The sequence below is a fragment of the Nonomuraea sp. NPDC052634 genome, from assembly GCF_040678535.1.
Taxonomy (GTDB): domain Bacteria; phylum Actinomycetota; class Actinomycetes; order Streptosporangiales; family Streptosporangiaceae; genus Nonomuraea; species Nonomuraea fastidiosa.
The window spans coordinates 263,502-286,637 of sequence record NZ_JBFATY010000003.1; the positions used below are offsets into that span (position 1 = coordinate 263,502).

Consider the following 23,136-nt stretch of genomic DNA (forward strand, 5'->3'; position numbering starts at 1 on the left):
GAGGGTCCCGGCGGCTCGTGATGGCCTAACCTTTGCAGTGATCCTTCAGGAGGCCGCCATCAACCGCCTTGTGCTGTGGAACGTCGACCTGACGCTGGTCGACGTCTCCATCGTGACCAGAGACGCCTACGCAGAGGCGTTCCGCGTCGTGACCGGGCGCCCGCTCGTCAAGCTCGTCCCTCCGCTGGGCCGCCCCGACTCCGAGGTCGTCTTCGAGACGCTCGCCGTGAACGGCATCGTGGCCGAGGACGACCACCTGCCCGCCTTCCTCTCGGCGCTGGCCTCGGCCTTCGCCGACCGGCGCGGGCGGCTGTCCAAGGAGGGCCGCATGATGGCCGGGGCGAAAGACGCGCTCAAGGCCGTCTCCAGGCTCGACGGCGTCGTCCAGACGGTGCTGACGGGCACGATCAAGAGCAACGCCGTGCTCAAGCTCAAGGCGTTCGGGCTCGACAAGTACATCGACTTCGAGCTCGGCGGCTACGGTGAGGAGGTCTACCCCAAGGCGACGCTGCTGCAGGTCGCCCAGTCGCGGGCTAGGCAGCGGCTCGGCACGCCGTTCACCAAGGCCAACACCGTGGTCATCGGCGACTCCACCCGTGACGTGCAGGCCGCCAAGATCGGCGGGGCCGGGATGATCGGGGTCGCCTCGGGGCGGTCGATGGCCTCCGAGCTGCGCGAGGCCGGGGCCGACATCGTGCTGCCCGACCTGTCCGACGCCTCCGAGGTGGTGAAGGCGGTCGCGGCCCTGACCGCGCCGGTGGACAGCAAGGCCGTCTGACCGCGCCGGTGGGCAAGAAGGTGGTCTGCGCCGGTGGGCAGCAGGGCGGTCTGACCGCGCCGGGGCGTCAGGAGAGGGCGTTGAGAAAGCGGGCGGCGATCGGCGCGGCCACCGCGGAGCCCGCGCCGCCGCCCTCCACGATGACGGAGAACGCCAGGTCGCCCCGGTAGCCGATGAACCACGAGTGTGCGGGCGGCTCCTTGCCCGAGCCGTACTCGGCGGTCCCGGTCTTGCCGGCGGTGCCCGGCGGGAAGCTGACGCCGTGCGCGGTGCCGTCCGTCACCACGGCGGGCATGAGGGCGCGCAGCGCGTTCACGACGCCCTTCTCCAGCGGACGCGGCGTGCCGGGCTGCTGATCGGGGATGCGCTCGCCGACGACCAGCCGGGGCGGGGTCCACGCGCCCGAGGCGATGGCGGCGGCCACGGAGGCCATGTTGAGCGGGCTGGCCAGCACCCGGCCCTGCCCGATGGCGGCGGAGGCGAGGTCGGTGTCGTCCTTGGGGTCGGGGAACTCGGCCCGTACGGCGGGCACGCCCGGCGTGATCGGCGTGCCGAAGCCGAAGCTCTTGGCCACCTCACCGAGCCGGCCGCCGTTCAGCCGGTCGACGCTCATCTGCCCGAACGTGGTGTTGCACGAGTGCGCGAACGCGTCCCGGAACGACAGCGTGCCGAAGTCCTCGTAGCCGGCGTTGTGGAAGGGGAAGCCGCCGATGTTCTGCTCGGCCGGGCAGGCGACCTGCTGCCCGGGCTGGATGCCGTCGGCGACGAGCGCGGAGGCGGTGACGACCTTGAACGTCGAGCCGGGCGGGTACTTGCCCATGAGCGCCCGGTTGAACCCGCCCGGCGCGTTGACCACGGCCAGGATCTCCCCGGTCGAGGCCCGCAGGGCCACCAGCGAGACCGGTTTGTCCACGCCCTTCAGCGCCTTCGCGCCCGCCCGGTGCACCTTGAGGTCGAGCGTGGTCTGGATGGGCCGCTCGCCGCCCTTCTCCTCGGTCAGGATCTTCACCGGCTCGTTCCCCCGGTAGAGGCCGATGACGGTACGGCGGCGCGCCGAGAACCGTTCGGGGAGCGTCGTCTTCATGCCCTCGATGAGCTGCTGCACGGAGCCGGGCGCCGAGGGGTCGTTGACCTGGGTGCCGTCGGCGGCGAGCACGCGTACCGGCTCGGCCTCGCGCGTCACGGCCCGCAGCGACAGTCCTTGCTTCAGCTCCGGGTGGATGGTGGCGGGCGTCCAGGCCACCTTCCATGAACGGTCGCGCTCGACCAGGCGCAGCCGCCCGGTGTAGGTGAAGTCGCGCGGGCCCTGCAGGGCGGCGCGGAAGGCGATGACGCCGTCACGCGCGGCGGAGTCGCGGCGCCGGAAGGTCGCGCCGGTCAGCTTGAGCCCGGTACGGAAGTCGCGATGGGCGCGCTCGAAGCCGGCGGGCGGGTCGGCGACCAGGGACCGCATGGTGGCGTAGTCCTGGGCGCTCCACGCCGCCAGGTAGCGGTCGGCGGTCTCCTCGGGAGAGCCCTGCGTACGCATCACCCAGACGACGCCGCCCGCCGCGACGGCCGGGACCAGCAGCCCCGCCACGATGAAGGGCCATCGCCTGCGACGACGCCGCCCGTAGATTCTCCCCGTTCGCTGTGCCATGCCGCAGAGGACACCAGAGTGGGAGCAATAGTGTCCAATATTGATATGAGGGACATCTAGATATAAATCTGGATATATTTGCTGGTCATGGACCTCGTCCGGCACCTCCGCTACTTCATTGTGGTGGCGGAGGAACTGCACTTCGGCAACGCGGCCATCCGGCTCGGCATGGCCCAGCCGCCGCTCAGCCAGCGCATCAAACGGCTGGAGGAGGAGCTGGGCGTACGGCTGTTCGACCGTTCCGCCCGCCAGGTGCGCCTCACCGAGCAGGGCCGGCTGCTGCTGGGCGAGGCCCGCGAGATCGTCTCCCGCGTCGACCGGCTGCATGAGCTGGCCAGGCAGGGCGGCGGCGCGGTGCTGAAGGTCGGCGTGCCGCCCGACCTGGCCGCCTCCGTGCTGGCGGCCCTGGTGGCGAACTTCCGCGCGGCCAACCCGGACGTACGCGTCGCGCCCGCCGAGATCTGGACCGCCGACCAGGTGACGGCCCTGGCGGAGGGCGCGATCGACGTCGGGCTCGTCCGGCATCCCGTCACCGCGCCCGGCCTGCGCTTCGGTCGGATGCTGGTGCAGACGCAGGGCGTGCTGCTGGCCGAGAGCGACCCGCTGACCGCGGTCGGCGAGGTGCACCTGGCCGACCTGGCGGGCCGTGAGCTGCTGTTGCCGCCCCAGGAGGGCGAGCCGGGCTGGCGGGCGGAGGTGCTGTCCGAGTGCCGCCGCCACGGGTTCGTCCCCGCGCAGGTGCACGACGGCGCCGGGCTCGGCCTGGTGCTCGCGGGGGCGGCGGTGGCGTTCGGTCCGAGGGTGGAGCTGCCGGGACTGGCCTGGCGGCCGCTGCTAGGCTCGCCGATCGCGAGCCGGGTCTCCACGGCCTGGCGTACGGAGACGGCCGCGACCGCCGACTTCTCGGCCGTGGCCGTACGGACGTTGAAGGAGAGCGCCGGGATGACCGAGCAGGGCCTCGCGCCTCAGCGGCGGGTCAGCCGAAGGCCCGGGATGCTGGCATGAACCCGCCCGACTTCGACGCCCTGTTCACCCGCGCCGGCGTGACCGGCTGGCTGTACGCGGCCGACATCGACACCGGCCACGACGTCGGCCACGGGCCGGACGAGCCGCTGCCGACGGCCTCGATGTTCAAGGTGCCGCTGCTGGTGGAGCTCTGCCGGCAGGCCGACGCCGGGCGGCTCGGCATGACCGACCGGGTCACGGTGCCCGCCGAGGGCCGCGTGCCGGGGCCCACCGGGATCGCCGCGATGCTCGACGACGTGACGATGTCGCTGCGCGACCTCGCGTATCTGATGATCGCGGTCAGCGACAACACCTCGGCCGACACGCTGCTGGAGCTGATCGGCTGCGAGGCGGTCAACGCCATGCTGGACGGGTTCGGGCTGACGCGTACGCGGGTCGTGCAGGGCGCGGGGGAGGCCAACGCGCGCATGCGGGAGGACGCCGGGCACGGCTGGCCGTACCTCGACCCCGAGGACATCGCCCGGCTCAGCGTGCTCGACCCGCAGCGCACCAACCGCAGCACGCCGCGCGAGATGGTCCGGCTGTTCGAGCTGATCTGGCGCGACGAGGCCGCCTCCGCCGAGTCGTGCGCGTGGATGCGCAGCGTGCTCAACATGCAGGTCTGGCCGCACCGGCTGGCCTCCGGCTTCCCGTACGACGACGTGGCCGTCAGCGGCAAGACCGGCACCTTCCCGACGCTGCGCTGCGAGTCGGGCGTCGTGGAGTATCCCGACGGCCGCAGGTACGCGGTGTCGGTCTTCACCCGGTCGTTCAGCACCGCGCTCAACCAGCCGCGCGCCGACGCGGTGATCGGCACGGCCGCGCGTATGGCGGTGGACCACCTACGGAGGTAGCAAGTTATGGGGAGCGCCGGGTATGACATTCCTCCGTACGGGCGACAGGATGAGTGACATGGTTGCTGAGGGCGAGCTTCTCTGGGAGCCGGACGACGAGGTGGTCGCATCGGCCAGGCTGACCCACTACCTGAAGTGGCTGGGCCGGTCGGAGGACTATGAGGACGTGTGGCGGTGGTCCGTCGACGATCCCGCCGCGTTCTGGACGTCGATCTGGGACTACTTCGAGGTGATCGGCGAGCGCGGCGACGGGCCCGTGCTGTCGGGCACGATGCCCGGCGCCAAGTGGTTCGCCGGCGCCACGCTCAACTACGCCGAGAACGCCTTGCGCCACGACGAGGGCCCAGGGCTGATCTTCCTGAGCGAGGACGGCGGGCGGCAGGAGATGAGCAGGGCCGAGCTGCGCGAGGAGGTCGCGCGGGTACGGGCCGGGCTCATCAGGCTCGGCGTCGGCCGCGGCGACCGGGTGGCGGCCTACCTGCCCAACATCCCGCAGGCGCTGATCGCGTTCCTGGCCACCGCGTCGCTGGGCGCGATCTGGTCGGCCGGTTCGCCCGACTTCGGCGTGCCGTCCATCGTCGACCGGTTCAAGCAGATCGAGCCGAAGGTGCTCATCGCCGTCGACGGCTACCACTACAACGGCAAGAGCTTCGACCGCTCGGCCGCCGTCCACGAGATCGCCGCGTCGCTGCCCTCGCTGCGCGCCACCGTGTGGATCCCCTACCTGGCCGCCGCCGACGAGGGCCGCGCGCCGCAGCAGGCCGAGCCGGTCGCCGCCCACACCGCCGACGTGCCGCACGGCGAGGTCATCGGCTGGGAGGGGCTGCGGGCCGAGGAGGGGCCGCTGGAGTTCGAGCGGGTACCGTTCGACCACCCGCTGTGGATCCTCTACTCCAGTGGCACGACCGGACTGCCCAAGCCGATCGTGCACGGCCACGGCGGCGTGGTGCTCGAACACCTCAAGGCGCTCACCTTCCACCAGGACCTCGGCCGCGGCGATGTGTTCTTCTGGTACACCACCACGGGCTGGATGATGTGGAATTACCTCATCGGCGCCTTGCTGGTGGGGGCCACGCCGGTCCTCTACGACGGCTCGGCCACGCATCCGTCGCCGGCCGCGCTGTGGCGCATCGCCGCCTCCGAGCAGGTGACGTACTTCGGGGTGGGGGCGCCGTACATCATGGCCTCGCTCAAGGCCGGGCTGCACCTTGAAGGGCTGGAGAAGCTGCGCGGGGTCGGCTCGACCGGCTCGCCGCTGCCGCCCGAGGGCTTCGCCTGGCTCGCGGGTCAGCTTCCCGACACGCCGCTGGGGTCGTTCTCCGGCGGCACCGACGTGTGCACCGGGTTCGTCGGCGCCACCCCGCTCCATCCCATCAGGGCCGGGATCATCCCGTGCCGGTCGCTGGGGGCGAAGGTGGAGTCGTACGACCCGGCGGGCAAGCCGGTGATCGGCGAGGTGGGCGAGCTGGTGGTGACCCAGCCGATGCCGTCGATGCCGGTCTGCTTCTGGAACGACCCCGACGGCCGCCGCTACGCCGAGAGCTACTTCGACGTCTACCCCGGCGTCTGGCGGCACGGCGACTGGATCAAGATCAACGAGGACGGCGGCTGCGTCATCTACGGGCGCTCCGACTCCACGCTCAACCGGGGCGGCGTCCGCATGGGCACCAGCGAGTTCTACCGGGTGGTCGAGCGCTTCGACGAGATCGCCGACAGCCTCGTCATCGACACCGGCCAGCTCGGGCAGGAGGGCAGGCTGCTGCTCTTCGTCACGCTCGCCGAGCAGGCCGAGCTGACCGAGGACCTCGAACGCAGGCTGCGCGCCGCCCTGCGCACGGAGCTGTCGCCGCGCCACGTGCCCGACGAGATCCGGGTGGTGCCGGGCATCCCCCGGACCCTGTCGGGCAAGAAGCTCGAGGTCCCCGTACGCAAGATCCTGCTCGGCACGCCCGTCGAGCAGGCCGCCAACCCCGACGCCATGGCCAACCCGGAAGTGCTGCGCCACTTCACCCGGGACTGACGCGGGGTCGCCTGAGGTCGGCGCGGGCTCGCCCGGGTTGGCGCGGGTCCGCCCGGGATCGGCGCGGGTTCACCCGGGGCGGCGCGGGTCAGTCCTTCAGGCCGAACAGGGGCAGGCACGCCTCCAGGCCGTGGATCTCGAACCCGGGCTGCTCCTTCCAGTCCTCCCTGGGCAGGCGGAAGCGGCGGCTGACCACCGGCTCGCCGCCGCGCTTGAACAGGTTGAAGCCGTCGTCGTGGTAGCCGAGCTTCCGCGTGACGCCCAGGGAGGCGGGGTTGTCGTCGAACGCCTCGGTCAGCGCGTACCGGGCACCGAGGCCGGCGAACGCGAAGTGCAGCACCGCCTGGCGCATCTCGGTGCCCACGCCCTGCCCCTGGAAGCGCCTGCCCAGCCAGGAGCCCGTCTGGACCTCCTTCAGGACGGGGAAGCCGCTCGCCGTCACGCCCTGGGTGCCGACGACCTGGCCGTCGCGTACGACGACGAACTCGATCGCCCACTCGTCCGCGTTGAAGCGGCCCCAAGTGGTGAAGTGGTACTGGATCGTGCGCTGCGCGCGCTCGGCCGGCGTGCCCTCGGTCCACGGGACGACGAACGGCATCTGCCCCTCCTCGTGGACGCCCTCGGCGGCGCGGTCGGCCAGCTCGTCGAGCTCCTCCAGGGAGGGGACGCGCAGGCTGAGGTTGGGTGTGGTGATCTGTAGCTCGAAGAGCGGCCAGTTACGCATGGCACGGGATGCTGCCAGACGCGGTGGCGGCCGCGCGAGTCATTTTTCCGACAAAAGCGCATTTTCCTGAATCTCGATATTAGCCGCGTCTTTTCCTCGACAAAACCATGAATTCTCTGGTGTCTGGGTAGGCGTCGATTTATGACGATAAAGCTTCAGACATTCACCGTGTTCGCTCTGTCCGCCGCCGCCGTCGTTCCGTTCACCGAGACCCCGCTGCCCGCCTCCGCCGCGTCTGCCGCAACGCCGGCCACCACGTCCGCCGCAGGGGCGGTCCGCCTCCTCAGCCCGCCTCCCCCCGCCGAGAGCACGACGACCGAGGAGGAGGCGGAGAGCAAGCCGGTGCTGCTCCGCCCGGGTGACAAGGGCGCGGCCGTCCGTACCCTCCAGCGCAAGCTCCACCGGGGCCGCTACTACTTCGGACCCATCAACGGCAAGTACGACGAGCAGACCAAGTTCGCCGTCTGGGCGTTCCAGAAGCACAAGCGGATGATGCTGAGCAACCAGGTCGGGCCGAAGATGCTGTCAGCGCTGGACAAGCCCGTCAGGCACAAGGTGCTGGTGCCGCAAGGCGCGGCCAACCGGGTGGAGATCAACCTCACCAAGCAGCTGCTCGTCGTCTACCGCAGCCGCAGGCCCGTGCTGATCTCGCACATCTCCACCGGCGCCGAAGTGCGCTACTGCGAGAACGGGCGCTGCGGCAACGCCATCACGCCGGTCGGCGACTTCCGCGTGCTGCGCCGCGCTCCCGGCTGGACGACCGGGCCGCTCGGGTCGATGTACAACTCGCTCTACTTCACCGGGGCCATCGCCATGCACGGCTCGACGAAGGTCCCGCTGCGCCCGGCGTCGCACGGGTGCGTGCGGCTGCCGCTCGAGACGTCCAAGCGGCTCTACCAGATGGTGAAGATCGGGGAGCCGGTGCATGTGCGCGGGAAGTTTTCGGTGCGCGCCTTCCGATGAGATTTCTCGAAATTTCGGACCATAGTGACATTTCTGGCGCGCGCTGCTGGCGCGGCTGCGGGACGCCATTCTTGCCTGCGCCGTTCCGCCGAGGGGCCCGGCTCGGCCATTCCGGCAATACGCCCGAATTCGCCCACTCCGGCTCGGCCGCAGTCCCGACCACGGGTACTCCGGGCCCGCTCCGGCTGCGCGGGGGCGGTCGGCCGGTCCGGCTGCGCGGGGGCGGTTGGTCCGGCCGGGGACGGTCCCACCCTGACCGCTCTGGGGGGACGGGCGCCGGGGAAAGAACGGCGGGCGTAACGCTCCTGCGGCGGGCGCGCTGTGGCGTGGGTGGCGTGGGCCTTTCGGGGCGATGGGGTAGCGGTGCGTGAGCGTGCCGGACGGCGGCGCAGCGCTCCGGGCGGTGGCGCAGCGCTCCGGGCCGGGGCCGGGGATGAGTGGCGGGTGTCGCGAAGGGTGGCGAGCGTAACGGTTCGGGCGCGAGAGCCGCGGTGCTGGGCGGCGCTGTTCGGCGCTGGGCGTCGGGAAGAAGCGGTGGGTGCAGCACTTCGGCGGCGGGCAGCGTGGCGCGGGCGGTAAGTGGCGTGGCGCGGGTGGCGTGGCGTGAGGGGCGGGTGGCGTGGCCCGGGCGGTAAGTGGCGGGTGCGTGAGTGGTGGGTGGCGTGGTGCGGGCGGTAAGTGGCGGGTGCGTGAGTGGTGGGTGGCGTGGTGCGGCGATAGGCGAAGCTCTTCGCGCGGGAGGGTGCGGTGGGTGGTGGGGCGTCTGGGCGGGTGGGAAGGCTGGTGGGTGTCTGTTCGGTGGGCGGGAGGGCCGGTGGGCGTCTGTTCGGCGGGTGGGGGCCCGGCGGGTGGTGCGCGTCTGCTCGGCGGGTGTTGCGAGGACGGGCGTTCACGGCGCCGGGCCCCTCGGGTCAGGCGGGGCCGCCTACCCGGGAGAAGCGGGGGAGGCCGCCCACGCGGGCCAGGCGGGGCACGCCGTCCCCGGCCTTCTTCAGCACGCCGCCCTTGACCAGCCGTAGCGGGGAGCCGGCCGGTTTGGGGCTGTCGCCGGTGGTCTGGGCCAGGCGCAGGGCGAGCGCGGGGCACATGTCGACGGCCCGGCGCGCCTCCTTGAGCATGAACCCGGGAATCGTCCTGAACGACGGGAACCCGTAGTCGTCGAGGTCCACGAACTCGGGCAGCAGGTGCGCGCACAGGCCGTGCCCGGCGCAGCGGGACCAGTCGACCTCCAGCCGGTACTCGGGTTCAGGCTCGCGCTCCGGCATGGGCAGTACGCCGCGTACCGGACGGCCGCACGAGCCGTGCTCCAGGTGGATGGCGATCTCGTCCTCGAACGCGTCCAGAGCCGACAGTACGAACTTGGCCGTGCCGTCCGGGTGGAAGCAGGCACCGCGGCGCTCGACGACGCGTACGGCGCGGCGCACCGCGTCCACGGAGCCGGTGCCCTCGGCGAGCGCGCAGAGGGCCCTGGCGACGTCGGGCAGCCCGAGCCGGCACGGCCCGCACTGCCCGGCGGACTCCGACGCCAGGTAGGAGGCGACCCTGGCCGCCTCGCCGAGCGGGCACGTGGACTCGCCGAGCGGCACGATGATGCCCGCGCCGAGGGTGGCCCCTGCCGCCTTCATGCCCTCGCGCGAGATGACCGCCGTCTCGACGGCCTCGGCCGACAGCCACGCGCCGTGGTAGCCGCCGACCAGCACCCCGTCGCCGGCGTCCGCCTCGCACAGCGCGAGCACGTCGGCCAGCAGGGTGCCGGTGGGCGTCTCGATCACCGCGCCGTTGGCGGCGCCGCCGCTGACGGTGAGCAGGATCGTGCCGGGCTCCTTGGCGGTGCCCACTTCCGCGTACTTATCGGGGCCGTACTCGGCCAGCAGCGCGAGCTGCGCGTACGTCTCGGTGTTGGACAGCAGGGTCGGCAGCCCGTCCACGCCGCTGTGCGCGGCGCGCTTCTTCCTGCCCGGCGGGATGCCCTCCTCCCCGTTGACCGCCCGGACGAGGGCGCCGCCCTCACCGGAGATGAACCGTTCCTTGATCCCGACCACCCTGATCGGGACGCGGCTCTCGGCACCGCCGGAGACGTTGGCCGCGCGGCGCTCGGCCACGGCGGCGGCGACGGACGCCTCGGCGACCTCGCCGCCCGCCGTGGCGACGACGACCTCGCGGGCGCCGAGCGCCTCGGCGGCCAGCACCGCGCCGTCGAGTACGAGGTGCGGGTTGCGGGTGAGCAGCATGGCGTCCTTCGAGCTGGCCGGCTCGCCTTCGGCGCCGTTGACCAGCACGACGCTCTCGCCGGTGCCCGCGGCGTCCGCCACCGCGCGCAGCTTCCTGGCGAAGGGGAACGCCGCGCCGCCGCGGCCCCGCATGTCCACCTCGTTGGCGTACGAGATGAGCTCGGTCAGCTCGCGCGGCTCCACGAGGCCGTGCAGGGTGCGGTGGGCGGGCAGGTCGAGACGGCGGCAGTGGTCCAGTCCGGCGGTGAGCCGGGCCGGACCCATGCGCAGCACCCGTGGGACGCGGGCGGGTATCACGAAGCCTCCTGTTCGCGTGCGGGCGGGGTCATCCCGCCTCCCTGTACCTGCGGCGCGCCTCGGCGAGGCTGACGGGCGCGTCGGCCCGTGCCGTCGCCGCGGCGGCGGCCTGCCTGCTGCTGTCCTGCGCCCTGTTCCGGGCGGCGGCGGGGCGCTCGGCGGGCACGCCCACCGGAGCGGCGGACGTGACCGCGGGCCCCGGCACCCTCTCGGGTACGACCGGCGGCCGCCGGACCGTGGCCAGCACGCGGACGATCAGCGCGCTGCCGACCGCCGCCATGCTGGCCACGTACGACCAGGCCACCCAACCGGCCGGCGGGCGGCCGGCCGTCAATCCGTGCATGATGCCGATGGGCCAGGCGAGGTACGCGGCGGAGTGGAGGATCCGCCACATCCACGGCCTGTTCCGTACGGCGAAGCGTCCTCGGATCATGCCCGTCACCACGGCCACGACCATGAGGTCGAAGGCCAGGGTGCCGAATCCCACCCAGATCCCGGCGATCGGCACGACCGCGGCCCCCGGCGGCACGTGCCCCAGGCTGATCATGAGCGTGATGTGCGTCAGCAGGAACGCCAGCCCGATGAGCGCGGTCGCCCGGTGCGCGAGCTGGGCCCTGACCCGGTTGGCCGGGGACAGGAAGACGCGTTCTGTGGTGATCAGGCCGAGCGCGACGGTCGCGGTCAGCAGTACCAGGGCGAACACGCCCGCGTAGAACTCGAGGAAGCCGACCCCTCGGCCCAGCAGCGCGATGCCTTGCTCCGTCCTGGTCAGCGCGAACGCCGAGAGCAGGACGGCCGCGATCAGCGCGCTCGCCCCCAGCCGGACGTTCCTGGTGTCCAGCAGGGTGGGGGCGTGCCTGGGGTGTCGTCTGTGGAGCATGTATTTCCCTCCAAGGTCGAGTGAGGGTGCGACTCGGAAGGCTGGGTGCCCTGGTCGGGCGGCCGATCAGATCAGCAACGGCGGCCCCGGTTGATGCAGTTGACGACGTTCTGCATCAGCCTGTCGGGCATCACGTTGACGAAGTCGCCGTGGTCGGTGACCGGGTTGTGCTTCTGCTCGGGGAAGGCGTCCAGGGCGTACGAGGGTCCTTGCGGTACTGCGTACGTGAGGGTCATGCGGAGCTGGGGGATCGCCCTGGTCCCCTGGGGGCAGGCACCGTTCTGGCCGGGGAAGACCACGTGCGTGCGGTGATTGGCGCTGTCGGTGTTCTGGCCGTCCCAGCAGCTGGGGAAGTCCAGGATACGAACCACCAGGCTCCCGCGCGGGCAAAGCGGATATTTGTCGGTTGTTATGCGATTTTGGAATCCCGTGCACGTCCAGGCGGCGCGTGCGTTAGCGGTGCCGTTGGTGGCCGCCTTGGCGTCGCCGGTGATGATCCTCATGAACCTCGGCATGGCGACGACCCTGGAGGTCGGGTTGCCGCGGAACTGCAGCTGCACCGAGCGGGGCCGCAGCACCTGGCCGACGTTGCCGTCCGGGTCGCCGGCGTTCGTGTCGGACCTGCGATCCCTGATCACCGGCCAGAAGTACGTGGACTGGTCGCCGAGCCGGCAGGTCGTGTCCGCCGCCGCCAGGCTCTCGTCGGTCGAGAACGCGTCGGTCGAGAGGTTGCCCACGTAGTCGTGCAGGTGGTGCGCGCCGTTCTGCACGCCGGGGGCGACGATGAAGTTGTCCGGGTTGTTGTGGCCCTCGCGGTTGGTGCCGCAGCGCGAGACGAACGAGCCGCGCGAGCCGTTCCTGCTGAACCGCGCGTCGAGGCGGGTCGGCTGGACCCGGCGGATGTCCACGAAGTCCTGGAGGAACGGGCCGAGGTCGGCGCAGGGGTCACCGGCGGTCGGAGAGGGCGAGGGGCTCTGCGAGGGGTCGGCGTTGCCGTTGTCCCCGCCGTTGTCGCCGCCATTGCCATTGTCGCCGTTGTTGTTGCCGTTATCCCCGTTGTTTCCGTTGTTGCCGCCGTTGTCGCCTGTATTCCCGTCGTTCCCGTTGTTCCCGTTGTTGTCGCCTACGTTCCCGTTGTCGCCGTTGTTGCTCCCGTCGTTGGTTCCGTTCCCGTTATTGTCGTTGTTATTTCCGTTGTCCGGATTGCCCTGATTATCGGTCGGGCTGGGGGTCGGGCTGGGGGAATTGATCGGGTTGCCGCCGCGGCGGCGCGAGAAAAGCGAGGGGCTGTCATCGGGCTCGTCGCCGGGGGAGCGCGGGTCCACGGCCACGCTGCCGCCCTGCGGCGCCTGCCGGTCGAAACCCTGCCCGTCCTGATCCTGCTGCCGGCCGCCCTGACGGTTGCGGCTCTGCTGGTCCTGGTCCTGGTCCTGCTGTCCCCGGCCGCGCCGGTCGAAGTCCCGGTCGAAGTCCCGGTCGAAGTCTCGGTCGAAGTCACGGTCGAAGTCACGGCCGAAGTCGCGGTCGTTCCTGCCCTGCTGGTTTCTGCCCTGCTGGTTCCTGCCGGGCTGCTGTGTCTGCCGCCCCTGAGGTGACTGGCCGGTCTGTCCGGGGATGCAGGGGGCGGCCATCGCCGGGCCTACGCCGATGACGGCCGCGGACACCAGGCCGGTCGCCGTCACGGCCAGCGCGGACACGGCCGCGGCCATGCGTCTGGATCTCGTCATGTGTGTCTCCTCTTTTCAACCGCCGTTGACGACGGGTGGAGCGGGTGAGGGCGTCGGCGCTTCCGGGAGCCGGCTATGGTCGACCAGGCCCGTGGACTCCAGGTACGCCATGTGGCGCATCACGTAATTGATGCCTTCCTGGGCGAACTTCCGGATCTCGGAGTTCCTGGTCCCGGACCGCACGCCCGCCACGACGGGGAAGACCTTCCCGTGCGCGGCACGCAACAGGTTGGCGAAGTCCTTGTCGAAGGCCGGGCCGCTCTCCGACGCCAGCTGGGCCATCCAGCGCTGCTGGTCGGGGTTCGGCTCGTCGGGCAGGGCCACGCCGAGCTTCTTGGCCGTCTGGCGGGTGAGCAGGTCGAGCTCCTTGTGCTCGTCCCGCAGAAGCTTCCCGACTTCCTTCACGCGTTGGGACTCGGCGCGGGTCTGGGCGTACTCACCGACGGGCATCTCCCAAAGGCCCGCCTGGCGTACCTTGATGAGCAGATCGACGTCGGCGGCCGTCAGCGGCCCCGACGACCGCGGCGCCCACTGAGCGGACGCGGGGCCGATCGCCGAGGGCATGACCAGCGCGATCGTCGCGGCGGCGGCTACCACGAAGCCGCCGAGCATGAACAACTCGCCGCGCAAAAGCCTGTGCATGGTCGGAGGTACGCGGCCGTAGCAGGCGAGGTTCACGTATGGCCGGAGATAGTTAGAAATGACTGGAGTTATCGGAGTGGCTACCGCTTGGATAACGAAGGTGTAAAGATGTGCCCCGTGCTAGGTCACCTCGACGGCAGGTTCGAGAGTGCGGATGCCGAGGCGGAGCACCGCATCGCGGTGCTCTACCAGGAGTTCGGCGGCCCTCTGCTGCGCCACGTACGCAAATCAACAGGTAACGACCTTCAGTGGGCTGAAGACGTCGTGCAGGAGACGATCGTCAGAGCCTGGCGAAACTCGGCAAGACTGCAATGGGAACCGAGCCTGATATGGGCGTGGCTGCTCACCGTGGCCCGCCGCATAGTCATTGATGGTCGTCGGCGGAAGAGCGTCCGGCCGCAGGAGGTCGAGCCGCCTGAAGTCGACATGATGTCGGTCCCGGACGGATCGGAACGCGCGTTATCGGCGATGGTCGTCGCTGACGCGCTGCGGTCCCTGTCTCCGGAACACCGCGAAGTCATTGAGCAGACCTACCTCCGAGACCGTACGATAAGTGAAGCGGCGGAGATTCTGGGGATCCCGCCGGGCACGGTGAAGTCCCGGCTCTACTACGGGATCCGGGCTCTCCGCGAGCTGCTGCGGGACAAGGGGGTAGCCGGCTGATGCACGACGGGGTGGCCGCCTACGTCCTCGGCGTCCTCGATGAGGAAGAGCACGAGGCGTTCGAACGCCACCTCGAAACGTGTGAGCGATGCCAGGCTGAGCTGGTCGAGCTCGCCGAGGTGCCCCTGCAGCTCGACGAGCTCAAACACGACCCCTCCTCGACCACGGGCGACGACCCGCCGATGTCCTCCATGTCACGTTGACGTTCGTCCCCTTTTCGGGTGGTATCGGTAGGGCAAGGCGTCACGCCCGGTCTGACCTGGCCGGGTGGTCAGGGGGAGGTGTTCGGTGGGCATCGATGGTGATGCGCCCGATCCCCCACGCCGGCGGTTCGGTGAGGAAGGCGGTCTGCTCTCCTACGGCGACTACCTCCGCCTGCCCGAGCTCCTCGACCAGCAGCGGCCGCAGTCCGCGGCCCCTGACGAGCTGCTGTTCATCACCACGCACCAGGTCTACGAGCTGTGGTTCAAGCTGCTGCTCCACGAGCTGGAGTCGGCGCGCGCCGCGATGTTCGCGGGCGAGCTGTGGCGGGCCAGGCACCTGTTCCGGCGGGTGCACGCGGTCGAGCGGGTGATGATCCAGCAGGTCGAGGTCCTGGAGACGATGACCCCGCAGGACTTCCTGGCCTTCCGCGCCGGTCTGGCGCCCGCGAGCGGGTTCCAGTCGGTGCAGTTCAGGGAGCTGGAGTTCCTGCCGGGGCTGAAGGACGAGCGCTATCTCGGCTCCTTCAGGCACGCGGGCGAGGACGAGCTCGCCCGGCTGCGCCGCAGGCTCGCGGAGCCCACCCTGTGGGATGCTTACCTGACCGCCCTTTCCCAGCGTGGCCTGCCGGTCTCCGACAGCGAGATCATGGACTCGCTGCTGGCCGTGGCGAGGGACCGCGGGTCTCACGACGACCTGTGGCAACTGGCCGAAGACCTGCTGACGCACGACGAGACCGCCGCGCTGTGGCGGATGCGCCACGTCCAGATGGTCGAACGCCAGATCGGCACCAAGTCGGGCACAGGCGGCTCGACCGGTGCTCCCTATCTGCGCGGCAGGACGCGCCTGCACTACTTCCCGCTGCTGTGGGAACTAAGGGCCTGGCTATGAACAGCCATGGCGAACCCTCACAAAGGAGTGAGAGCGAGATGCCGCTCGACGAGGCCAAGGATGAGCTGCTCCAGCGAGCCGCGGAAAGCTGCGCGGCCGGCAGTGAGCATATGAGCGCCGAGGAGGCGCTGTCCTTCCTGCGGCTCTATTACCGACATGTCGCGCCGGAGGACCTGCTCGACCGCAACCCCGTTGACGTGTACGGCCCCGCGATGTCCCAGAGGCAGCTCGCGGAGGTCCGCCCTCAGGGCAGGGCGGTGGTCCGTGCCTACACCCCCACGATCGAGGAGAACGGCTGGGACCCCGGCCACTCCGTGGTCGAGGTGGTGACCGACGACATGCCGTTCCTGGTCGACTCCGTCACGATGGAGCTCGACCGCCACGGCCTCGGCACCCACCTGGTGGTCCACCCGCAGATGCGGGTACGCCGCGACATGACCGGCAGGATGCTCGGCCGCGGCCAGGAGGACATCACCGGCCAGATGCTGGCCGAGTCGTGGATCCACATCGAGATCGACCGGCAGTCCGACCCCCTGGTGCTCAAGAGGCTCGAGGCCGACCTGCTGAAGGTGCTCGCCGACGTGCGCCACACGGTCGAGGACTACGCGAAGATGCGCGCCCTCGCCGTACAGACGGCAGAAGACCTGGGCATGAACCCGCCGCCGCTTGAGCCCGCCGAGGTCGAGGACAGCATCGACCTGCTGCGCTGGCTCGCCGACGGGCACTTCACCTTCCTCGGCTACCGCGAGTACCGCCTTGAGCACACCGACGACGGCGAGGCGCTGCGCGCGGTGCCCGGAGCGGCGCTCGGCATCCTCCGCGACGACAAGGCCGGCTCGGAGAGCTTCGCCGCGCTGCCGCCCGAGGTGCGGGCCAAGGCGCGCGAGAAGCAGCTCATGATCATCACGAAGGCCAACTCCAAGGCCACCGTGCACCGGGCCTCCTACCTCGACTACATCGGGGTGAAGCTGTTCTCACCCGAGGGCGAGGTGATCGGCGAGCGGCGCTTCCTCGGCCTGTTCACCCACGTGGCCTACAACGAGTCGATCTCGCGGATCCCCGTGCTGCGCCGCAAGCTGGCCGACGTGCTCGATAAGGCCGGGCTCGCCCCCGACAGCCACGACGGCAAGGACCTCATCGAGATCCTGGAGACCTTCCCCCGCGACGAGCTGTTCCAGACCTCGCTCGACCAGCTCCTGCCGATCGCGCTCGGCGTGCTGCGGCTGCGCGAGCGCAAGCAGGTCAAGCTCTTCCTGCGCCGCGACGACTACGGCCGCTACATCTCCTGCCTGATCTACCTGCCGCGTGACCGCTACACCACCAAGGTCCGGCTGAAGATGCAGGAGGTGCTGCTCAAGGCGCTCGGCGGCACGTCCATCGACTACAGCGCCATGATCGGCGAGTCGACGCTGGCCCGGCTGCACGTCGTCGTACGCGGCGAGCGCGGCAAGCAACTCCCGCCGCCCAGCGTGGACGTCGAAGAGCTGGAGTCCCGGCTTGCGGCCCTCACCCGCTCCTGGGAGGACGACCTGGCCGCCGCGCTGACCGAGCTGACCTCCGAGGAGGAGGCGCCCCAGCTCATCAAGCGCTACGCCTCCGCCTTCCCCGAGGGCTACAAGGCGGACTTCCCGCCCAAGGTGGCCGTGGCCGACCTCCAGCGGCTCGAACAGCTCGTCGCGGCCGGCGACGGCGACAAGGTCGGCATCAACCTGTACGAGCCGTACGACGCGGCCGAGGGGGAGCGGCGGCTGAAGATCTACAAGATCGGCTCGCCCATCTCGCTGTCGCAGGCGCTGCCGCTGATCCAGCGGCTCGGGGTCGAGGTCGTGGACGAGCGGCCGTACGAGATCGACCGCGACAACGACCCGCGCACCAAGAACGCCTGGATCTACGACTTCGGCCTGCGCTACACCCCGGCCGAGGGCGTCGACAGGAAGGACTTCAAGAAGCTCTTCCAGGACGGTCTGAACGCCCTGTGGACGGGCCGGGTGGAGGCGGACGACTTCAACGCGCTCATCCTCAGCGCCGGGCTCACCTGGGAGCAGGTCGAGATCCTGCGGGCCTACGCCAAGTACCTGCGCCAGGCGGGCAGCACGTTCTCCCAGCCGTACATGGAGGCCGTGCTCAACGGCAACGTCAGGATCGCGCGGCTGCTGGTGCATCTGTTCGAGGCCAAGCTCGACCCGAAGCGCGGCGAGGACGTGCGGACCGACCTCGTCGAGGCGCTCAACGAGGAGATACTCGGGGCGCTTGACGAGGTGGCCTCGCTGGACGAGGACCGCATCCTGCGGGCCTACCTGGAGATGATCCACGCGACGCTGCGGACCAACTACTTCCAGACGGTGAACGGGGCGCGCAAGCCGTACATCTCGCTGAAGTTCGACCCGCAGGCCATCAGCGTGCTGCCGCTGCCCCGGCCGAAGTACGAGATCTTCGTGTACTCGCCGCGCGTCGAAGGTGTGCACCTGCGCTTCGGCAAGGTCGCGCGGGGCGGTTTGCGGTGGTCGGACCGGATGGAGGACTTCCGTACGGAGATCCTCGGCCTGGTCAAGGCGCAGATGGTGAAGAACACCGTGATCGTGCCGACCGGCTCTAAGGGCGGATTCGTCGTCAAGAAGCCGCCGAAATCCGGCAAGCGGGAGGATCTGCTCGCCGAGGGCGTGGCCTGCTACCGGATGTTCATCTCCGGCCTGCTCGACGTCACCGACAACCTCGTGGCCGGCAAGGTCGTGCCGCCGCCCGACGTCGTCAGGCACGACGGCGACGACACCTACCTCGTCGTCGCCGCCGACAAGGGCACCGCGACGTTCTCCGACATCGCCAACGAGGTCGCCAAGGAGTACGGCTTCTGGCTGGGCGACGCCTTCGCCTCCGGCGGCTCCATCGGCTACGACCACAAGGGCATGGGCATCACCGCCCGCGGCGCGTGGGAGTCGGTCAAGTACCACTTCCGCACGATGGGCGTGGACGTCCAGACGACCGACTTCACCGTGGTCGGCATCGGCGACATGTCGGGCGACGTGTTCGGCAACGGCATGCTGCTCTCGCAGCACATCAGGCTGGTCGCCGCCTTCGACCACCGGCACATCTTCGTCGACCCCTCGCCCGACGCCGCCCGCTCGTACGCCGAGCGGCGCCGCCTGTTCGAGCTGCCGCGCAGCTCGTGGGAGGACTACAACCCCGAGCTGATCTCCCCGGGCGGCGGCGTCTTCCCGCGCACCGCCAAGTCGATCCAGATCACCCCGCAGATGCGCGAGGCGCTCGGCATCCCGGCCGGAGTCGCGTCCATGGCGCCCCACGAGCTGATCAGCGCCATCCTGAAGGCCCCGGTAGACCTGCTGTGGAACGGCGGCATCGGCACGTACGTCAAGGCCACCTCCGAGTCCCACACCGACGTGGGCGACAAGGCCAACGACGGGCTTCGCGTCAACGCCTCCGAGCTGCGCTGCAAGGTCGTCGGCGAGGGCGGCAACCTCGGCTTCACCCAGCTCGCCCGCATCGAGTTCGCGCTCAACGGCGGGCTGATCAACACCGACTTCATCGACAACTCGGCCGGCGTCGACACCTCCGACCACGAGGTGAACATCAAGATCCTGCTCGACCAGGTCGTCCGCGACGGCGAGCTGACCGACAAGCAGCGCAACCAGCTCTTCACCTCGATGACCGACGAGGTCGCCGAGCTGGTGCTGCGCGACAACTACGCGCAGAACGTCGTGCTCGCCGCGGCCCGCGCGCAGGCGGTCTCGATGCTGCACATCCACTCTCGCTACCTGCGCAAGCTCGAACGCGACGGGCTGGTCAACCGGGAGCTGGAGTTCCTGCCGTCGGACAAGACGCTCGCCGAGCGGCGCCAGGCCAGGCTCGGGCTCACCGCGCCCGAGTTCTCCGTGCTGCTCGCCTACACCAAGCTGGTGGCCGACGCCGAGCTGCTCGGCTCCGACCTGCCGGACGACCCCTACCTGGCGTCGTGGCTGGTCGAGTACTTCCCGTCCGCGCTGCGCGAGCGGTTCAGGACGTACATGGACGCGCACCCGCTGCGCCGCGAGATCATCACCACCCGCGTGGTGAACGAGCTGGTCAACTCCGCGGGCACCACGTTCCTGTACCGCTTCGGCGAGGAGACCGGCGCGTCCACGCCCGACATCGTGCGGGCGTACCTGGTGGCGCGTGAGGTCTTCGACCTGCCCGGCTTCTACCGCGCGGTCGAGTCGCTGGACAACCAGGTCGACACCGCCACGCAGATCAAGATGCTGCTCGAAGCCCGCAAGCTGGCCGAGCGCGGCGCGCGCTGGCTGCTGGTCAACCGGCGGCCGCCGCTCGACCTCGCCGCCTCGATCGCGTTCTTCGACAAGGGCGTCAACGGGCTCATCGCGCACCTGCCGAAGCTGCTCACCGGGCCCGACCTCGCCGCGTACGAGGAGCGCCGCGACTCGTTCGTGGCCCGCGGGGTGCCCGAGGAGATGGCCGAGCGGGTGGCCGCGATGGTGCCCGCGTACTCGACGCTGGACCTGGTGGAGATCGCGTCGCTGACCGGACGTCCGGTCAACGAGGTCGGCGAGGTCTACTTCGACCTGGCCGACCGGCTGCAGCTCGCCCGGCTGCGCGAGCGCATCATCGCGCTGCCCCGCGACAACCGGTGGAACTCGATGGCGCGCTCGGCGCTGCGCGACGACCTGTACGCCGCGCACGCCTCGCTGACCCGCGACGTGCTGGCGCACAGCAAGCCGGGCCTGTCGCCCGAGGAGCGGCTGGCGAGCTGGACCGAGGCCAACTCGGCGGCCGTCGCCAGGGCCAGGCAGACGCTGTCGGAGATCTGGGAGAGCGACAACTTCGACCTGGCCACGCTGTCGGTCGCGCTGCGCGCCATCCGCACGCTGGTGGCCTCGAGCAACCTGCCTCACACGGAGGCGTGAGAGCGGCCGGGGCGGGCTTTCCCGCCCGCCCCGGCACTCTGGGCAGGCATCGGGCACGGGCGGCCGCTCACAGGGCTCTCGCGCGCGTCTGAGCCCGCCTGGGCCGCCGCTCAAAGGGCTCTCGCGCCGCCTTCACCGCTGCTCAGCGGGCTCTCGGCGTCCTCCGGGCGCCCTACCGGCTACTGGCCGGAGGCGCGGGTGAGCGCGCCGTCGTGGGCGATCACGGGCGCGGGCGCCGGGGCGGACAGCGGCGGCACGGCGGTCGCGTACTGGTGCGTCTCGGTGAGCTTGAGCGAGCGGCGCAGCACCGGCGAGCTGATCGCCCAGCGCGCCGAGTCGGGCACCGGGATGTAGTCGTCCTCGGCCGTCTTGGTCTGCGTGGACGTGGTGCGCGACAGCGAGTACTGGATGAGCGCGCCGCCGTCCTCGGTGCGCAGTGCGTACACGGGGAAGTTGTCGGCGCTGAAGATCGAGTCGTAGCTGAAGCCGTCGCTCTTGGCGCTCTCGCGGCGCTCGGCGATCTGCTCGGCCACCTCGGTGGTGTAGGGCCCGGCGGCGAGCAGGCCGTCGGTGACGCCCGCCTTGCCCGTCTCGGCCACGCTCGCGTGGACGGGGCCGATGAACTGCGGGCTGATCGTGATGGTCTTGTCGTCGGCGGGCACGGCCGTGGCGTAGCCCTCGGCGTCGAGCTTGATCGGCGGCAGCTTCTGGCCGGGCAGCAGCTCGGCGGCCGAGCTGAGCCGCCAGCGGTCGAACTTCACGAACGTCAGCAGCGTGGGCCGGTCGTCACGCGTCACCAGCACGCTGAACCAGGGCGCGCCGTCGCCCTTGGCGAACCTCGGCACGTAGAACGTCGGCGTGCCCCACCGGTGGCGCGGCGGGTCGTAGCCGGTGGACAGGTAGGCGGCCTGGGTGAGCTGCCACTGCCCGCCGGTCGTGATGTCCTGCACCTGCAGCAGCCGGCCCTGGAAGTCGCTCGGCACGCGGCGCAGCAGGTCGTCGGTACGGGTGTAGGCGGCGAACTCCTCGGCCGCCTCCTGCTTGGTGACGACCGGCGGCTCAGGAGATGGCGAGGGTGTCGAGGTGGCCGCCGCCGGTGTCGAAGGGGCCGGGCGGGCATCGCCGGAGCAGGCGGTCACCGCGGCGAGAAGACCGGCGGCGAGCGCCAGCGTCCTCCGCCGACCGTATGCACGCACCTCGCCATGTTATTCGGGCCCGCGCGGGTCGCGTACCCTTGGGAGACGTGGCAGGCATCGATCCGGCAGAAGAGATCAACGAGCTTCGGGGCACGCTCCGCAGCATCCAGGACGTGCTCGACCTCGACGCGATGCGCAAGCAGATCGAGGAGCTGGAGCAGCAGGTTGCCGCGCCCGACCTGTGGGACGACCCCGAGCAGGCCCAGAAGGTGACCAGCAGGCTCTCCCACCTCCAGGGCGAGCTCAACCGGGTCGAGGGCATCGCCAGGCGGCTCGACGACCTGACGGTCCTCTACGAGCTGGCGGCCGAGGAGGGCGACGACGACACGCGGGCCGAGGCCGACAAGGAGCTGCAGTCGCTGCGCTCCGACATCGGCGCGCTGGAGGTCCGCACGCTGCTGTCGGGCGAATACGACGCCCGCGAGGCGCTCATCACGATCAACTCCCAGGCCGGCGGCGTCGACGCGGCCGACTGGGCGGAGATGCTGCTGCGCATGTACCTCCGCTGGGCCGAGCGCAAGGGCTACCCGACCGAGGTCTACGAGACCTCCTACGCCGAAGAGGCCGGCATCAAGTCGGCCACCTTCGCCATCAAGGCGCCCTACGCCTACGGCACGCTGCGCGGCGAGCACGGCACCCACCGTCTGGTGCGCATCAGCCCGTTCGACAACCAGGGGCGGCGGCAGACCTCGTTCGCGGGCGTCGACGTCGTGCCCGTCGTCGAGCAGACCGACCACATCGACATCAACGAGGACGAGATCCGCGTCGACGTCTACCGGTCGAGCGGCCCCGGCGGCCAGGGCGTCAACACCACCGACTCCGCGGTGCGCATCACCCACCTGCCGACCGGCATCGTGGTCTCCTGCCAGAACGAGCGTTCGCAGCTGCAGAACCGCGCCACGGCGATGGCCGTCCTGCAGGCCAAGCTGCTGGAGCTCAAGCGGCAGGAAGAGGCCGAGAAGATGTCGGAGCTGCGGGGCGCGACGACCACCTCGTGGGGCACGCAGATCCGTAACTACGTGCTGCACCCTTATCAGATCGTCAAGGACCTGCGCACCGGCACCGAGGCCGGCAACCCGTCAGCGGTGCTCGACGGCGACCTCGACGAGTTCATCGAGTCGGAGATCCGATGGATGCGGCGGCAGGAGTCAGGCGCCGCCGACTAGGTGCTCGGCGGCCAGCGTCAGCAGGAGCAGGGCGACGAGCAGCAGCGCGACGAGCGCGGGTGACAGCCCGGCGAAGCCGTGGTTGTGCATCCGCTCTCGGCTCGCCCGGCACATGGGGCAGCGTCCCTCGATCACGGGGTGGGCGCACTGCGCGCATACGAGGTGTTCGCAACTCATGACAGCCCCAAGTCTAGCCGCACAATCGTTTTGTTTCCGTTATGGACGTTCCATGCCAGTCTTCCCCCTAGACTGTCGTCTGGCCAATCGGAACGTCGATCATCAGTAAAGAAGACGTAACCGATGGTCGCCCGGCGGGAAGTGGGCATATGCCACCCTCGCTTCCGTC

General features: G+C 70.4%; 18 protein-coding genes. 10 read left to right on the forward strand and 8 right to left on the reverse strand.

Annotated features, from left to right (window positions below):
* Positions 1-37: 37 nt before the first annotated feature.
* Positions 38-778 carry a haloacid dehalogenase-like hydrolase gene (locus AB0K67_RS17180; protein ID WP_364060265.1) on the forward strand — a complete coding sequence of 247 codons (741 nt, stop codon included), beginning with the start codon at positions 38-40 and terminating at the stop codon, positions 776-778.
* A 67-nt stretch (positions 779-845) separates the two neighbouring features.
* Here AB0K67_RS17180 and AB0K67_RS17185 read toward each other — a convergent pair whose 3' ends face one another.
* Positions 846-2,417, reverse strand: coding sequence for a penicillin-binding transpeptidase domain-containing protein (locus AB0K67_RS17185; protein WP_364060267.1), 1,572 nt, complete (start codon positions 2,415-2,417; stop codon positions 846-848).
* A gap of 87 nt (positions 2,418-2,504) precedes the next feature.
* On the opposite strand from AB0K67_RS17185, the gene AB0K67_RS17190 reads away from it, so the two are divergent.
* From AB0K67_RS17190 to AB0K67_RS17200, 3 genes are read left to right on the forward strand one after another with little or no spacing between them, the layout of a single operon-like run.
* Positions 2,505-3,422, forward strand: coding sequence for a LysR substrate-binding domain-containing protein (locus AB0K67_RS17190; protein ID WP_364060270.1), 918 nt, complete (start codon positions 2,505-2,507; stop codon positions 3,420-3,422).
* Positions 3,419-4,276, forward strand: a complete 858-nt coding sequence (locus AB0K67_RS17195; RefSeq protein WP_364060273.1) for a serine hydrolase — start codon at positions 3,419-3,421, stop codon at positions 4,274-4,276. The genes AB0K67_RS17190 and AB0K67_RS17195 overlap by 4 nt, the downstream gene beginning before the upstream one ends.
* A 58-nt stretch (positions 4,277-4,334) precedes the next feature.
* Positions 4,335-6,296 carry an acetoacetate--CoA ligase gene (locus tag AB0K67_RS17200; protein WP_364060276.1) on the forward strand — a complete coding sequence of 654 codons (1,962 nt, stop codon included), beginning with the start codon at positions 4,335-4,337 and terminating at the stop codon, positions 6,294-6,296.
* An 88-nt stretch (positions 6,297-6,384) separates the two neighbouring features.
* Here the strand turns inward: AB0K67_RS17200 and AB0K67_RS17205 are convergent, their stop codons facing one another.
* The gene (locus AB0K67_RS17205; RefSeq protein ID WP_364060279.1) at positions 6,385-7,020 is read right to left on the reverse strand and encodes a GNAT family protein; all 636 of its coding nucleotides are present in this window, start codon (positions 7,018-7,020) and stop codon (positions 6,385-6,387) included.
* A gap of 168 nt (positions 7,021-7,188) precedes the next feature.
* Between AB0K67_RS17205 and AB0K67_RS17210 the strand changes: the two genes are divergently transcribed.
* Positions 7,189-7,983 carry a L,D-transpeptidase family protein gene (locus AB0K67_RS17210; protein WP_364060282.1) on the forward strand — a complete coding sequence of 265 codons (795 nt, stop codon included), beginning with the start codon at positions 7,189-7,191 and terminating at the stop codon, positions 7,981-7,983.
* Positions 7,984-8,894: 911 nt separating this feature from the next.
* Here the strand turns inward: AB0K67_RS17210 and AB0K67_RS17215 are convergent.
* From AB0K67_RS17215 to AB0K67_RS17230, 4 genes are all read right to left on the reverse strand, one after another.
* Positions 8,895-10,478: an NADH-ubiquinone oxidoreductase-F iron-sulfur binding region domain-containing protein gene (locus AB0K67_RS17215; RefSeq protein ID WP_364061364.1), complete on the reverse strand. Its 1,584-nt coding sequence runs from the start codon at positions 10,476-10,478 to the stop codon at positions 8,895-8,897.
* Between the two features lie 61 nt (positions 10,479-10,539).
* Complete coding sequence (locus tag AB0K67_RS17220) at positions 10,540-11,391, reverse strand: ferric reductase-like transmembrane domain-containing protein (RefSeq protein WP_364060285.1); 852 nt, start codon at positions 11,389-11,391, stop codon at positions 10,540-10,542.
* A gap of 71 nt (positions 11,392-11,462) precedes the next feature.
* On the reverse strand, positions 11,463-13,118 hold the full coding sequence (locus AB0K67_RS17225) for a DUF1996 domain-containing protein (protein WP_364060288.1): 1,656 nt from the start codon (positions 13,116-13,118) through the stop codon (positions 11,463-11,465).
* A gap of 15 nt (positions 13,119-13,133) precedes the next feature.
* A complete protein-coding gene (locus AB0K67_RS17230) occupies positions 13,134-13,760 on the reverse strand; it encodes a DUF4142 domain-containing protein (RefSeq protein WP_364060291.1) in 627 nt (208 codons plus the stop codon).
* Positions 13,761-13,868: 108 nt separating this feature from the next.
* On the opposite strand from AB0K67_RS17230, the gene AB0K67_RS17235 reads away from it, so the two are divergent.
* The 4 genes from AB0K67_RS17235 to AB0K67_RS17250 all read left to right on the forward strand — a co-directional run bounded on the left by AB0K67_RS17235 (position 13,869) and on the right by AB0K67_RS17250 (position 20,428).
* Positions 13,869-14,423 carry a sigma-70 family RNA polymerase sigma factor gene (locus tag AB0K67_RS17235; protein WP_345396666.1) on the forward strand — a complete coding sequence of 185 codons (555 nt, stop codon included), beginning with the start codon at positions 13,869-13,871 and terminating at the stop codon, positions 14,421-14,423.
* A complete protein-coding gene (locus AB0K67_RS17240; protein ID WP_364060295.1) occupies positions 14,423-14,626 on the forward strand; it encodes a zf-HC2 domain-containing protein in 204 nt (67 codons plus the stop codon). Before AB0K67_RS17235 ends, AB0K67_RS17240 begins: the two co-directional genes overlap by 1 nt.
* A gap of 85 nt (positions 14,627-14,711) precedes the next feature.
* Positions 14,712-15,515, forward strand: a complete 804-nt coding sequence (locus tag AB0K67_RS17245; protein ID WP_364060298.1) for a tryptophan 2,3-dioxygenase family protein — start codon at positions 14,712-14,714, stop codon at positions 15,513-15,515.
* A gap of 38 nt (positions 15,516-15,553) precedes the next feature.
* The gene (locus AB0K67_RS17250) at positions 15,554-20,428 is read left to right on the forward strand and encodes an NAD-glutamate dehydrogenase (protein ID WP_364060301.1); all 4,875 of its coding nucleotides are present in this window, start codon (positions 15,554-15,556) and stop codon (positions 20,426-20,428) included.
* Positions 20,429-20,607: 179 nt separating this feature from the next.
* Here AB0K67_RS17250 and AB0K67_RS17255 read toward each other — a convergent pair whose 3' ends face one another.
* Positions 20,608-21,624 carry a hypothetical protein gene (locus AB0K67_RS17255; protein WP_364060304.1) on the reverse strand — a complete coding sequence of 339 codons (1,017 nt, stop codon included), beginning with the start codon at positions 21,622-21,624 and terminating at the stop codon, positions 20,608-20,610.
* Between the two features lie 47 nt (positions 21,625-21,671).
* Here AB0K67_RS17255 and prfB point away from each other — a divergent pair, with 47 nt between their 5' ends.
* Positions 21,672-22,790 carry a peptide chain release factor 2 gene (prfB, locus tag AB0K67_RS17260; RefSeq protein WP_364060307.1) on the forward strand — a complete coding sequence of 373 codons (1,119 nt, stop codon included), beginning with the start codon at positions 21,672-21,674 and terminating at the stop codon, positions 22,788-22,790.
* On the opposite strand, the gene AB0K67_RS17265 is transcribed toward prfB, so the two are convergent.
* Positions 22,773-22,967, reverse strand: coding sequence for a hypothetical protein (locus tag AB0K67_RS17265; RefSeq protein WP_364060310.1), 195 nt, complete (start codon positions 22,965-22,967; stop codon positions 22,773-22,775). The two genes, prfB and AB0K67_RS17265, sit on opposite strands and share 18 nt — an antisense overlap.
* Between the last annotated feature and the right edge of the window lie 169 nt (positions 22,968-23,136).